Here is a 13,095-nt window from a genome sequence, read left to right on the forward strand (position 1 = left end):
ATCATGCGGCCGTTCGAAGAGCCCGACCCCGAGCAGGTCGACATCTCCATCCAGGTCGACGAGTTCTGGCAGACCTGGTACGGGGAGATCCTCAGCAACGTCATCCAGATCGCGTCGATCATCCTGGTCGCGCTCATGGTGCGCTGGATCCTGCACTTCGTCATCCGGCGAACCGTGAACCAGGTCGTGACGGGCGTGAAGCGCAAGCAGTCCGTGACGGACACGCAGGCGCTCGCGGCCGCGTCGCCGCTGGCCGCCGTGCGCGTCGTGCAGCGGACGCGCACGCTCGGCTCGGTGCTGACGAACATCGTGAACGTCACGATCGGCCTGCTCGTGCTCATCCTGGTGGTGCAGGTGCTCGCGCCCGACATCCTGGGCTCGTTCACGCTGCTGTCCGCGGCGATCGGCGCCGGCCTCGGCTTCGGCGCGCAGAACATCGTGAAGGATGCCCTGAACGGCATGTTCATGGTCGTCGAGGACCAGCTCGGCGTGGGCGACATCGTCGACCTCGGCCATGCGACGGGCATCGTCGAGGAGGTCCGCATCCGCGTGACCTCCATCCGCGACGTCAACGGCACGCTCTGGTTCGTCCGCAACGGCGAGATCACGCGGGTCGGCAACATGTCGCAGGGCTGGGCGCGCGTCATCATCGACCTCGCCGTGCCGTACGACGCCGACATCGACGAGGTCGAACGCCAGATGCTCGCGACCGCCAACGAGATGGCCCGCTCGGGCAAGTGGCGCTCGCGGGTGCTCGAGAAGCCCGAGGTGTGGGGGCTCGAGTCGGTCTCCGCCGACGCGGTGGTCATCCGCATCGTCATGAAGGTCCGCACCTCCGCGAAGGACGACGTCGCCCGCGAGCTGCGGATGCGCCTCAAGCGCGCGCTCGACGAGATGGGCCTCACGCTCCCGAGCCTCACGAGCGTCGTCCTGAGCGGCTTCGACGGCGTCACGCGCGTCAAGGGTGCGAAGCCGCCGAAGACCGAGCCGAACCCCGTGATGGAGCGGCAGCAGCCCAGCAAGCGCCTGCTGCGCGCGATGCGCGCCGCGAAGACCGTGACCGGCACCGGCAGCGTGCCCACCGTCGACGACGGCACCGCCGGCGCGACCGGCCCCGCCACCCCCGAGACCCCGGAGGACGCCCCGTGATGTCGCCCGACAGCCTTCCCTCGCCGAGCTTCTACGAGCAGGTCGGCGGCCACGAGACGTTCGCGAGGCTCGTGCACGAGTTCTATCGCGGCGTCGCCGACGACCCGGTGCTCCGCCCGATGTACCCGGAGCAGGACCTCGGCCCCGCGGAGGAGCGACTGCTGATGTTCCTGGAGCAGTACTGGGGCGGGCCGACGACCTACGGCGAGCGCCGCGGCCACCCCCGACTGCGGATGCGGCACCTGCCGTTCACGGTGAACCCCGACGCGCGCGACCGCTGGCTCGCCCACATGCGCGCGGCGGTCGACACGCTCGACCTGCCGCCCGTGCTCGAGACCACGCTGTGGGACTATCTCCAGCGAGCCGCCTTCGCGATGGTGAACACCTTCGAGGACTGACCGTCGCGGGCCGCTCACCCGCCCCAGCGCCGCCCCAGACGAAGGAGTCCCCGTGGCCGACCCGACCACTCCCCCCGCCCGCGCCCGCACCGAACTCGACGCCGTGATCGTGGGCGGCGGGCTCTCCGGACTGGTCGCGGCATCCGAGCTCGTCGACGCCGGCCGGCGCGTCGCCATCGTCGACCAGGAGCCCGAGGCGAGCCTCGGCGGGCAGGCGTGGTGGTCGTTCGGGGGGCTGTTCCTCGTCGACTCGCCCGAACAGCGCCGGCTCGGCGTGCACGACTCGCTCGAGCTCGCGCGGCAGGACTGGCTCGGCTCGGCGGGCTTCGATCGCGACGAGGACGAGTGGGGCCGCCGCTGGGCCGAGGCGTACCTCGAGTTCGCGGCCGGCGAGAAGCGCGAGTGGCTCCGCGGCAAGGGCCTGAAGTTCTTCCCCGTCGTGGGGTGGGCCGAGCGAGGGCACGGCATGGCCATCGGGCACGGCAACTCCGTGCCGCGGTTCCACATCACCTGGGGCACCGGCCCCGGCGTGCTCGAGCCCTTCATCGCGCGCGTGCGCGCCGGCGAGGCGGCCGGACTCGTCGACCTCCGCTTCCGGCACCGCGTCGACGAGCTCATCGTCGAGGGGGGCGCGGTCGTCGGCGTCCGCGGCGCGCGTCTCGCCCCGGACGACGCGGAGCGCGGCGTCGCGTCCAACCGGGACGTCGTCGGCGAGTTCGAGCTGCGCGCGCCGGCCGTCGTGGTCGCCTCCGGCGGGATCGGCGGCAACCACGACCTCGTCCGGGAGGCGTGGCCCGAGCGGCACGGCAGCCCGCCCGCGGAGATGCTCTCGGGGGTGCCCGCGCACGTCGACGGGCGCATGCTCGGCATCGCCGAGGCGTCCGGTGCGCGCCTCGTCAACGGCGATCGCATGTGGCACTACACCGAGGGCATCACCAACTGGGACCCGGTGTGGCCCTCGCACGGCATCCGGATCCTCCCCGGCCCGTCGTCGCTGTGGTTCGACGCGACAGGGAAGCGACTGCCGGCGCCCCTCTTCCCGGGATTCGACACGCTCGGCACGTTCGAGCACCTCATGCGGACCGGCCACGACCACTCCTGGTTCGTGCTCACCCAGCGGATCATCGAGAAGGAGTTCGCGCTCTCGGGCAGCGAGCAGAACCCCGACCTGACGAACAAGGACCTGCGCCTCCTCGCCGAACGCCTCGGCTCAGGGGCGCCGGGCCCGGTGGAGGCGTTCAAGCAGCACGGCGTGGACTTCGTGGTCGCCGACACCCTCCCCGAGCTGCTCGACGGCATGCGCCGGCTCTCCCCCGACGGCATCCTCGACGCCGACAACGTCGAGCGCGAGGTCGTGGCCCGCGACCGCGAGGTCGACCACGAGTTCTCGAAGGATCTCCAGCTCACGGCGGTGCGCGGCGCGCGGAACTACCGGGGCGACAAGCTCATCCGGGTCGCGCCCCCGCACCGCATGCTCGACCCCAAGGCGGGCCCGCTCATCGCGGTGAAGCTGCACATCCTCACCCGGAAGAGCCTCGGCGGCATCCAGACGGACCTCGACTCGCGGGCCCTCGGCGCCGACGGCGCGCCCGTGCCCGGCCTGTACGCCGTCGGCGAGGCGGCCGGGTTCGGCGGCGGCGGCGTGCACGGCTACCGCGCGCTGGAGGGCACGTTCCTGGGCGGCTGCCTGTTCACGGGGCGCGCCGCGGGGCGCGCGATCGCGGCCGGCTAGCCCGTCCGGACCGGCGGATGCCGCGGGCTACGCCTTGAGCGACCAGGCCTTCCGTCGCACGAGCACGTGCCCGCGCCGCGAGCTCAGCCGCGTCCACGGCCCGGTCTCGAAGACGGCGGTCGGGTCGTCCCCGAGGAAGCCGAGGCTGAAGGCGGCGAACGCCGCGCCCGCCGGCACGTACTCGAGTCCCTCGATGCCGCGACCCCAGACCTCGGACCGCACGCGCTGCACGAGCTGCTCGCCGGTGCCCTCGGGGATCGTCTCCGCCACCTCGTCGATGCCGGCACGTGCCGCGCGCTCGAGCGTCGCGGCATCCGTCTCGCCGAGGGGCCGCCAGCCGCCGCGCGGCGGCGAGATGCCCGCCCAGGTCACCGTGTTCACCTCGGGCGGACGGGTCATCGTGACGGGGCGCGACTCGTCGTCCTCGCCGAGCTCGCCGCGCGCCCGCACGATCCGGTCGACGACCGAGCGCATCGGCACGACGACGTCGAAGTCGTCGGTCTCGAAGAGCTGGAACGTGCGCAGGCCCAGCACCGTGGGACTCTCGTCGAGGATGCCGCGCGGATACAGGATCGCCGTGTACACGGCGAGGATGCCGTTCGCGGCGACGAGGCGCACCGAACCGTCCTCGACGCGCGCCGCGCGCTGGAGGTACGTGTGCAGGTCGCCGAGCGACAGGCTGTCGGCGAGCGTGAATTGCTGGACCATGGCCTGTCTAGACTACCGAGGGAGCGCCGCGGCCCCGCTCGCCGCGCGCCCGCCGGCGGGCGGCGGGAACGCGGACACCATCCGGACGGAGGAACGATGAGCGGTTCGATCGACGGCCTGCTGAGCACCCTGCAGCTCACCGACACGGGCGCACGCACGACGGAGGACATCTTCACGGGTCCCTCGCAGTGGATGCCGCTCGGGCGCGTGTTCGGCGGCCAGGTGCTGGCGCAGTCCATCGTCGCGGCGACGAACACCGTCCCCGACGACCGCCCGATCCACTCCATCCACGGCTACTTCCTGCGCCCGGGCGATGTGCAGCACCCGATCACGTTCTCGGTCGACCGCATCCACGACGGCCGGTCGTTCTCGACCCGGCGCACGCAGGCGTTCCAGCACGGCGAGCCGATCCTCTCCCTCATCGCCTCCTTCCAGACCGAGGACTCCGGCCTGGAGCACCAGCTCGAGATGCCCGACGACCTGCCCGACCCGGAGTCCCTGCCGTCGACGGCCGACGTGCTCGGCCACCTCGAGCACGACGTCGCCCGGTACTGGTCGAGCGAGCGCGCGTTCGACGTGCGGCACATCCCGTCGCCCGTCTACCTGAGCGTCGAGGGCGAGCGCACGCCGCGGCAGGCGGTCTGGATGAAGGCGTACGGGCGGCTGCCCGACGACCCGCGCCAGCACCGGGCGGCCCTGGCGTACGCGAGCGACTACTCGATCCTCGAGCCCGTCCTGCGCGCGCACGGCGTGGCGTGGGCGACGCCGGGCCTCAAGGTCGCGAGCCTCGACCACGCGATGTGGTGGCACCGCGACGCGCGGGTCGACGAGTGGCTGCTCTTCACGATGGACTCGCCGTCGGCCAGCGGCGGCCGCGGGCTCTCGCTCGGTCGCATCTACACGCGCGACGGCGTGCTCGTCGCGAGCGTGGCGCAGGAGGGCATGGTTCGTGCCCCCGCGGCCGGCTGACACGTCGGGTTCCTGAGCGATCGCGGCGAATGCGGCGCTCGACGCCCGAGGTGCCGCAGAATGGCACCACGCCGCGCCCCGGCGGCCCGAGGAGGAGGCAGCACATGGACGACGCCCGTGAACTCTCGCGCCGGACGGCGCTCGTGCTCGGCGGCGGGGGCGTCGCCGTGAGCGCGCTCACCCTCGCGGGGTGCGCGCCGTCCTCGGGCTCTGCCGGCTCCACCGGCTCCACCGGCGATTCGGGCGCCGGCTCCGACGGGTCGACCGGGTCGGACTCGGGCGGCGGCACGACGGACGCCGCGGGCGAGGAGGTCGCGGCGCTGTCCGACATCCCCGTCGGCGGCAGCATCGGCGCGACCATCGGCGGCGCACCGGTCCTGCTGTCGCAGCCCACCGAGGGCGACGTCGTCGCGTTCAGCGCGATCTGCACGCACCAGGGCTGCCAGGTCGGCGTGGAGGGCGGCGCGTTCGTGTGCCCGTGCCACGGCTCGGTCTTCGACGCCGCGACCGGCGCCGTCGAGCAGGGACCGGCGCTCGACCCGCTCCCATCGGTCGCGGTCATGGTCGACGGCGACCGCGTGATCGCCGGATGAGCGATCTCCTCGGATTCCAGGTCGCCGGGCTGCCGCTGCACATCCTCGTCGTCCACGCCGTCGTCGTGGGCGTCCCGCTCGTCGCGGTGGCGCTCGTGGTCATCGCCGCCTGGCCCGCCGCACGCCGCGTGCTGTGGCTTCCGACCCTGATCGGCGCCGTCGTCGTGCTCGGGCTCACGCTGCTCGCGGTCGAGGCCGGCGAGTGGCTGCAGGCCCGGGTCCGGGAGACGCCGCTCATCGAGGCGCATACCGAGCAGGGCGAGGATGTGACCCCGTGGGTCGTCGCACTGGTCGCGGTCTCCGCCGTCGTCGGCGTGCTCGCGATCCTCGAGCGGTCACGACGCCGTGCGGCGGCCGACCCGGACGTTCTCGAGCGCGCGGATGGCGCGGCGCGGTCCGAGACCACGCCGGCGCCGCCGCGCTCCGCCGCGACGATGGCCCTCGCGATCGTCGCGATCGTCGCCTCGGCGGTGGTCGGCGTCGGCGCGGTGTGGACGACCGTCCGCGTCGGCGAGGCCGGCAGCCGGGCGGTCTGGGAGGGCTCGTTCAGCGAGCAGCCGCTCGAGGACCGCTGACGCGCCCGGCCGACGTGCGTCGACCGCGGCTCGGCCTGCGCCGGTGCGGCTGCGCCGCTCAGCTGCGCCGGAACGCGATGGGCTCGCCGAGGAACGGCTCCCAGGCGGCGCGCTCCGCGTCGGTGATGCGCCGCGGACGCTCGCTGGCCGCGTCGACCAGCACGATGGTCGTGGCCGCGCGCGTGTACAGCGTCCGCGGTTCGGCCCCGACCGGGGAGAACACCTCGTAGCAGACCTCGAGGCTCGCGCCGCCCATCCGACCGATCCACAGCTCGACGTCGAGCGGCAGCCGCTGGTACGGGATCGGGGCGAGGTACTCGACCTCTTGCCGGGCGATGAGCGTGAGCGTGGCGGACCCCGGGGTGGCGTCGATCACGGCGGTGGATGCGCCGACGGCGTGCTCCGCCGTGCCCCTGTCGTCGACCCAGAACGCCTGGATGCGAGCCTCCTCGAGGAGGCTCAGCATCCTGGCGTTGTTCACGTGCCCGTAGGCGTCGAGGTCGCTCCACCGGAGCGGCGTCGGCACGTGGAGCCGCATCGTCAGTCCCTCGTGAGCTTGCGGTAGGTGGAGCGGTGGGGCTTGGCGGCCTCCGGGCCGAGCCGCTCGACCTTGTTGGCCTCGTACGCCTCGAAGTTGCCCTCGAACCAGTACCAGTCCGCGGGGCTCTCGTCGGTGCCCTCGTAGGCGAGGATGTGCGTGGCGATGCGGTCGAGGAACCACCGGTCGTGCGTGATTACCACGGCGCAGCCGGGGAACTCGAGCAGCGCGTTCTCGAGGCTCGACAGCGTCTCGACGTCGAGGTCGTTGGTGGGCTCGTCGAGCAGCAGCAGGTTGCCGCCCTGCTTGAGCGTCAGGGCGAGGTTCAGCCGGTTGCGCTCACCGCCCGAGAGCACGCCGGCCCGCTTCTGCTGGTCCGGACCCTTGAAGCCGAACGTGGAGACGTAGGCGCGACTGGGCACCTCGGTCTTGCCGACCTGGATGTAGTCGAGCCCGTCGGAGACGACCTCCCACAGGGTCTTGTTCGGGTCGATGCCCGTGCGCGACTGGTCGACGTACGAGATCTTGACCGTCTCGCCGATCTTCAGGTCGCCGCCGTCGAGCGGCTCGAAGCCGACGATGGACTTGAACAGCGTGGTCTTGCCGACGCCGTTCGGGCCGATGATGCCGACGATGCCGTTGCGCGGGAGCGTGAAGCTCAGGCCGTCGATGAGCACGCGGTCGCCGAAGCCCTTCTCGAGCTTCTTGGCCTCGAGCACGACGTCGCCGAGGCGGGGACCCGCCGGGATCTGGATCTCCTCGAAGTCGAGCTTGCGCGTGCGCTCGGCCTCGGCCGCCATCTCCTCGTAGCGCGCGAGGCGGGCCTTGGACTTCGCCTGACGCCCCTTGGCGTTGGATCGCACCCAGTCGAGCTCCTCCTTGAGGCGCTTCTGGAGCTTCGCGTCCTTCTTGCCCTGGACCTGGAGGCGCTCTGCCTTCTTCTCGAGGTAGGTCGAGTAGTTGCCCTCGTAGGGGTAGAGGCGACCGCGGTCGACCTCGCAGATCCACTCGGCGACGTGGTCGAGGAAGTACCGGTCGTGGGTGACGGCGAGCACCGCGCCGGCGTACTTGGCCAGGTGCTGCTCGAGCCAGAGGACGCTCTCGGCGTCGAGGTGGTTCGTGGGCTCGTCGAGGAGCAGCAGGTCGGGCTTCTGGAGGAGCAGCTTGCACAGCGCGACGCGGCGCTTCTCACCGCCCGAGAGGACCGACACCGGCGTGTCGCTCGGCGGGCAGCGCAGTGCGTCCATCGCCTGCTCGAGCTGCGAGTCGAGGTCCCACGCGTCGGCCGCGTCGATCTCCTCCTGCAGCGTGCCCATCTCGGCGAGGAGCGTGTCGAAGTCGGCGTCGGGGTCCGCCATCGCGGCGGAGATCTCGTTGAACCGGTCGATCTTCGCCTTGATCGGACCGACGCCCTCCTGCACGTTCTCGAGCACGGTCTTCGTCTCGTCGAGCTCGGGCTCCTGCATGAGGATGCCGACGGAGTAGCCGGGCGTGAGCCTCGCCTCGCCGTTCGACGGCTGGTCGAGTCCGGCCATGATCTTGAGGATCGTCGACTTTCCGGCGCCGTTCGGGCCGACGACGCCGATCTTCGCCCCGGGGAGGAACGCCATCGTCACGTCGTCGAGGATCACCTTGTCACCGACCGCCTTGCGGGCGCGGACCATCGAGTAAATGTAGTCAGCCACTGAGTTCCTCACGTCGGGAGTGCGCGGTTCAGCCCTCCAGCCTAGCGGGCCGCCGCGGGTCCGTCCGCCCGGCCGGTGCCGGTCGTCGAAGCTCGATCCGGTCCGGGTGCTACGGCTCGATCGGGACCGTGGCGCCGACGAGGCATCCGCCGGTGCCGAGGACGGGGGCGATGAGGCTGCGGTACCCGTCGGACTTCGCACCGAACTGGCCGATCAGGCAGGTGTCGCCGATGCGCACGGCGAACTGGATCGAGTCGGCGGGCTCTCCGAGCGTCGTGGTGTCGGACCCGACCTGCATGGCCGACGGGGCGAACCCCGCCGCGGCGAGCGCGGCCACGAAGTCGGCTCCGACCGGCGCGTCGTCGGCGGCGACGACCGCGAGGTTCGCCTCGTCGAACGTCGCGAGCGCCGCGGCGGCATCCGCCGCGGCCACGACCTCGTCCGCGTCCGCGCCCACGACCTCGTCCGCGTCCGCGTCCGCGGAGGGTGGGACGGTCGCCGGCGCGCTCTCCCCCGCCGTGACGGCCGGTCCGTCGGCGGCGGGACCCGCGGCCGACGTGCACGCCGTGAGCGCGACGGCCGCGGCCAGTACCACTGCCGCCATCGCCACGGCGGACCGCGCTCGGCCGCGGCGACGCCGTTCGGCGGTCGGCTCGCGATGGGTCCCCACGATGGCCGAGTCTACGGCGGAGCCGCACCGCGGCATCGCCGGTCGCGCTCACGGGCGAGCCTCAGGCGAGCACGCCGTCGGGCTCCAGCTCGTCGGATGCCACGGCGGCCGCGACCTCCGCTGGGTTCGCGGCCTCCTCGGGCCACCCGCTCGTCGTCCAGGTCGCGTCCGCCTCCGCGGCATCGAGGTCGGGCGAGGCCGTCACGGACGCCTCCGCCTCGCGTTCGACGCCGGCGCCCTCGCCGGCCGGATCGACGGCCCGCGCTCCGACGGTCTTGGTGTACACGGCGACGCCCCACGAGAGGTCGTGGCCGATCGAGTCGGCGTCGATTTCGATCGCCGTGCCCGAACGCTCGCCCGTCTCCCAGGCCCGCACGCGGAGACGCCCGTGCACCACCACGCGCTCGCCCTTGCGGAGCGAGCGCGCCGTGTTGAGCGCGAGCTGCCGGAACGAGGCGACGGTGAACCAGTTGGTGTCGCCGTCGGCCCACTTGCCGGTCTCCCGGTCGAAGTAGCGGCGGGTCGACGCCAGCCGGAAGTTGGTGATCGGCAGGCCCGTCGCGGTGACGGTGTGCCGCGGGTCACTGCCGACGACGCCGACGACGGTCACGAGATCGGTCATGGGATGGCTCCTCTGGGTTCGGCGCCGCCGCGGATCGGCGGCTCGCGGCATCCGGAGCCCTCGTGCCGGGACGACTCCGGATGCCGCTGCCACGAGCGTGCCGCCGCAGGCATGGACGCGTGCGGGCCCGGCGTGCATGCGGGGACGGTCGGAGGCCGAACGGAGGTGGTGAGGACGGGTCAGGCGACGATGTAGTCCGCGTAGGAGCGGCGGATCTTGTTCACCTTCGGCAGCGCGACGGCGAGGCAGTAGCCCTGCCCCGGGTTCTTCGCGAAGAAGTCCTGGTGGTACTCCTCGGCGCGGAAGAACTCCCCGAGCGGCTCGATCGTGGTGACGACGTCGCCCGGCCACCAGTCCGCGGCCCGGGCGCGCGCGGCCTCGAACAGCTCGCGCTGCCCCCCACCGGCGAAGAACATCGCCGATCGGTACTGCGTGCCGACGTCGGCGCCCTGCCGGTTCAGCTGGGTCGGATCGTGCAGCGTGAAGAAGACGTCGAGGATCACCTCGCGCGGGATCACATCGGGATCGAAGTCGACCCGGACCGCCTCGGCGTGCCCGGTCGCCCCGGTGCAGACGAGCTCGTACGACGGGTTCGGGGTCGCACCGCCCGTGTAGCCGGAGACGACGTCGTGCACGCCGCGCAGTGTCCGGTAGACGGCGTCCAGGCACCAGAAGCAGCCGCCGGCGAGAACGAAGCTTTCCATCACGGCCATAGGCTACCCGCATGACCTTCGCCGCCTCCCCGGACCGTTACGACCAGATGCCCTACCACCGGATCGGGCGGAGCGGACTGAAGCTCCCCGCCCTCTCGCTCGGGCTCCGGCACAACTTCGGGCACGACCGGCCGCTCGACACGCAGCGCGCCATCGTCCGGCGCGCCTTCGACCTCGGCATCACGCACTTCGACCTCGCGAACAACTACGGCCCGCCGGCGGGCAGCGCCGAGGAGAACTTCGGTCGACTGCTCGCGACGGACCTGGGGCCGTACCGCGACGAGCTCATCGTCTCGTCGAAGGCGGGCTACTTCATGTGGGACGGCCCGTACGGCGAGTGGGGCTCGCGCAAGAACCTGCTCGCGTCGCTCGACCAGAGCCTCGGGCGCCTCGGCCTGGACTACGTCGACGTCTTCTACTCGCACCGGCCCGACCCCGAGACGCCGATCGAGGAGACGATGGGGGCGCTCGCGCACGCGGTCCGCCAGGGGAAGGCGCTCTACGCGGGGGTGTCGAACTACTCGCCCGAGCAGACGATCGCGGCCGCCGAGGCGCTCGCCGCCGAGGGCGTGCCGCTGACCATCCACCAGCCCCGGTACTCGATGTTCGACCGTCACATCGAGGACGGCCTGTTCCCCGCCCTCGACGAGGTCGGCGCCTCGGCCATCGTGTTCTCGCCGCTCGCGCAGGGCCTGCTCACCGACCGCTACCTGTCGGGCGACGTGCCCGCGGGTTCGCGCGCGGCGACGAGTCACTTCCTCCCGGCCGAGCGGATCAGCGAGGACTACCTCGATCGCGCCCGCGCCCTGAACGCGATCGCCGCCGACCGCGGCCAGTCGCTCGCGCAGCTCGCGCTCTCGTGGGTGCTGCGCGTCCCGCAGGTGGCGAGCGCCCTCATCGGCGCCTCGAGCGTCGGCCAGCTCGAGCAGAACGTGGCGGCGCTCGACGCGGCGCCGCTGACAGCCGACGAGATCGCGGCGATCGAACCGTACGCCGCGCACGGCACCGCCCTCGGCTGAGCGGATGCCGCGGCCCCGCGGCATCCGACGGATCGGCGTCCTCGCCCGCCGACCGGGGCGTGGCGCGCCGACCCGGCTGCGTCCGGCCGGGTGCCCGCGGCGCTAACCTGCGCACATGCAGTGGTGGAATGACTTCGTCGACTGGCTCTTCTCGGACGACACCCGCCCGGTGCTGTTCACGGCCGGAGTGGTGTTCGTCTCCGTCCTCGTGGCCGGGCTGCTCTCGGCGTGGATCGCGCGCGGCGCGGTCCGCGGGCTGATCCGGCAGCGCGACCGCGAACTGCGGCGCGCGGCGATCGCGACGCTCATCGACGCCGCGACCGAGGCATCGGTGTGGAACTCGCTGACGCCCCAGGAGCAGGTGCTCGCCGATCGCGCCGTCGGCCAGGCCGACATCCAGGTCCGACTCCTGCCGGTGCGCGGTGCGGACGTCGCCGCGGACTGGGCCGCGCACCAGCTGCACGAGCTCAAGCGCGCGTCCGCGACCTTCGGCTACCAGCTCGATCCGGCGGTGGTCGAGTTCCGCGACCGCATGCTGGAGTGGCAGCGGCATCCGTCTCGGACCCGGCGCGACTTCCGGAACGACCTCGACCGGTGGCGCACGACGCGGGACGAGCCGGAGCAGGCGCTCGCGACCGACCAGGACACCTGGGTCGCCGAGCAGCACCACGAGCGCTACACGCCGACGCCGCTCGTGGAGGATCAGTCGACGCAGCCGGTCGCGGTCGCCGCACCCGCGGTCGCCGCTCCCTCCGACGAGGTCACGACCGACGACGAGCTGGCCGACGCCGACACCGACCGTCGCCCCGTCGCGCAGCGCGACTGAGTCGCCGGTCGCGGGCCACCGGGCCGCCTCGGTCCCCGGGTCGCGTCAGTCGCGCCACCACGCGTCGAACATCGTGACCGGCTCGGCGCGCTTGTGCCGCGTCTGCAGGAACCGCGCCTCGATCCGCTCCGCGATGCCGGCGTCGACGTCGCGGCCCTCGAGGAAGTCGTCGATGTCGCGGTAGGTCAGACCGAGGTTCGCCTCGTCGGCCTGCCCGGGGTCGTGGTCGAGGAGGTCGGCGGTCGGCGTCTTGAGGTAGAGGCGCTCGGGGGCGCCGAGGTGCTCGAGGAGCGCGCGGCCCTGCCGCTTGGTCAGCCCGGACAGCGGGAGGAGGTCGGCGCCGCCGTCGCCGTACTTGGTGAAGAACCCGGTCACGGCCTCGGCCGCGTGGTCGGTGCCGACGACGAGCAGGCCCTCGTCGCCCGCGAGCGCGTACTGCGCGACCATACGCATCCGCGCCTTGACGTTGCCCTTCGCGAAGTCGCTGATCGGCACGCCGACCGCGCTCTCGAACTCGGCCGCGAGCCCGTCCACTGCACGCTTGATGTTGAACTCGACGGAGGCCATGGGTCGGATGAAGCCGAGCGCGATGTCGGCGTCGTCGGCGTCGTGCTGGACCGCGTACGGCAGGCGCACGGCGACGAAGCGCACCGGCTGCCCCTCGGCGACGAGCTCCTCGACCGCGAGCTGGCAGAGCCGGCCGGCGAGGCTGGAGTCCTGACCGCCGCTGATGCCGAGCACGAGCCCGCGCGCCCCGGACGCGGCGAGGTAGTCCTTCAGGAAGTCCACGCGCCGACGGACCTGCTCGGCGGGGTCGATGGTCGGCTCGACGTTGAGTTCTTCGATGATCCTGGCCTGGAGGTCGCGCATGCCACGACGATACGGCACACGTGTGTCG

At 72.5% G+C, this 13,095-nt stretch carries 15 protein-coding genes; 8 read left to right on the plus strand and 7 right to left on the minus strand.

Going from position 1 to position 13,095, the window contains the following annotated elements:
* Positions 1-3: 3 nt before the first annotated feature.
* The 3 genes from ABD230_RS02475 to ABD230_RS02485 are packed head-to-tail and all read left to right on the plus strand — an operon-like array spanning position 4 to position 3,279.
* Positions 4-1,149 (plus strand): mechanosensitive ion channel family protein, encoded by a 1,146-nt coding sequence (locus ABD230_RS02475; protein ID WP_344369196.1) that lies wholly within the window; start codon positions 4-6, stop codon positions 1,147-1,149.
* Positions 1,149-1,547 carry a globin gene (locus ABD230_RS02480; protein ID WP_344370104.1) on the plus strand — a complete coding sequence of 133 codons (399 nt, stop codon included), beginning with the start codon at positions 1,149-1,151 and terminating at the stop codon, positions 1,545-1,547. The genes ABD230_RS02475 and ABD230_RS02480 overlap by 1 nt, the downstream gene beginning before the upstream one ends.
* Positions 1,548-1,599: 52 nt before the next feature.
* Entirely contained in the window at positions 1,600-3,279 is a 1,680-nt protein-coding gene (locus ABD230_RS02485; RefSeq protein ID WP_344369198.1) for an FAD-binding dehydrogenase, read from the plus strand.
* A gap of 27 nt (positions 3,280-3,306) precedes the next feature.
* On the opposite strand, the gene ABD230_RS02490 is transcribed toward ABD230_RS02485, so the two are convergent.
* Entirely contained in the window at positions 3,307-3,987 is a 681-nt protein-coding gene (locus ABD230_RS02490) for a DUF8185 domain-containing protein (protein WP_344369199.1), read from the minus strand.
* A gap of 96 nt (positions 3,988-4,083) precedes the next feature.
* On the opposite strand from ABD230_RS02490, the gene ABD230_RS02495 reads away from it, so the two are divergent.
* The 3 genes from ABD230_RS02495 (at position 4,084) to ABD230_RS02505 (ending at position 6,124) form a co-directional block, all read left to right on the plus strand.
* Entirely contained in the window at positions 4,084-4,956 is an 873-nt protein-coding gene (locus ABD230_RS02495) for an acyl-CoA thioesterase (RefSeq protein ID WP_344369201.1), read from the plus strand.
* Positions 4,957-5,060: 104 nt separating this feature from the next.
* Positions 5,061-5,549: a Rieske (2Fe-2S) protein gene (locus ABD230_RS02500; RefSeq protein WP_344369202.1), complete on the plus strand. Its 489-nt coding sequence runs from the start codon at positions 5,061-5,063 to the stop codon at positions 5,547-5,549.
* Positions 5,546-6,124, plus strand: a complete 579-nt coding sequence (locus ABD230_RS02505) for a hypothetical protein (RefSeq protein WP_344369203.1) — start codon at positions 5,546-5,548, stop codon at positions 6,122-6,124. Before ABD230_RS02500 ends, ABD230_RS02505 begins: the two co-directional genes overlap by 4 nt.
* A gap of 58 nt (positions 6,125-6,182) precedes the next feature.
* Here the strand turns inward: ABD230_RS02505 and ABD230_RS02510 are convergent, their stop codons facing one another.
* The 5 genes from ABD230_RS02510 to msrA form a co-directional block, all read right to left on the minus strand.
* Complete coding sequence (locus ABD230_RS02510) at positions 6,183-6,662, minus strand: acyl-CoA thioesterase (RefSeq protein WP_344369204.1); 480 nt, start codon at positions 6,660-6,662, stop codon at positions 6,183-6,185.
* Positions 6,663-6,664: 2 nt separating this feature from the next.
* Positions 6,665-8,347 (minus strand): energy-dependent translational throttle protein EttA, encoded by a 1,683-nt coding sequence (gene ettA / locus ABD230_RS02515; RefSeq protein ID WP_344369205.1) that lies wholly within the window; start codon positions 8,345-8,347, stop codon positions 6,665-6,667.
* A gap of 109 nt (positions 8,348-8,456) precedes the next feature.
* Positions 8,457-9,017 (minus strand): DUF6993 domain-containing protein, encoded by a 561-nt coding sequence (locus tag ABD230_RS02520; protein WP_344369206.1) that lies wholly within the window; start codon positions 9,015-9,017, stop codon positions 8,457-8,459.
* A 61-nt stretch (positions 9,018-9,078) separates the two neighbouring features.
* Entirely contained in the window at positions 9,079-9,639 is a 561-nt protein-coding gene (locus ABD230_RS02525; protein ID WP_344369207.1) for a single-stranded DNA-binding protein, read from the minus strand.
* A gap of 179 nt (positions 9,640-9,818) precedes the next feature.
* Complete coding sequence (gene msrA, locus ABD230_RS02530) at positions 9,819-10,343, minus strand: peptide-methionine (S)-S-oxide reductase MsrA (RefSeq protein ID WP_344369209.1); 525 nt, start codon at positions 10,341-10,343, stop codon at positions 9,819-9,821.
* Positions 10,344-10,363: 20 nt separating this feature from the next.
* Here msrA and ABD230_RS02535 point away from each other — a divergent pair, with 20 nt between their 5' ends.
* The gene (locus tag ABD230_RS02535; RefSeq protein WP_344369210.1) at positions 10,364-11,371 is read left to right on the plus strand and encodes an aldo/keto reductase; all 1,008 of its coding nucleotides are present in this window, start codon (positions 10,364-10,366) and stop codon (positions 11,369-11,371) included.
* Positions 11,372-11,486: 115 nt separating this feature from the next.
* Positions 11,487-12,197 carry a cation:proton antiporter gene (locus ABD230_RS02540; protein WP_344369211.1) on the plus strand — a complete coding sequence of 237 codons (711 nt, stop codon included), beginning with the start codon at positions 11,487-11,489 and terminating at the stop codon, positions 12,195-12,197.
* Positions 12,198-12,242: 45 nt separating this feature from the next.
* Here ABD230_RS02540 and nadE read toward each other — a convergent pair whose 3' ends face one another.
* Positions 12,243-13,067 carry an ammonia-dependent NAD(+) synthetase gene (nadE, locus tag ABD230_RS02545; protein WP_344369212.1) on the minus strand — a complete coding sequence of 275 codons (825 nt, stop codon included), beginning with the start codon at positions 13,065-13,067 and terminating at the stop codon, positions 12,243-12,245.
* Positions 13,068-13,095: the final 28 nt, after the last annotated feature.

Source organism: Agromyces tropicus (assembly GCF_039531345.1).
In the GTDB taxonomy this organism is placed as follows: domain Bacteria; phylum Actinomycetota; class Actinomycetes; order Actinomycetales; family Microbacteriaceae; genus Agromyces; species Agromyces tropicus.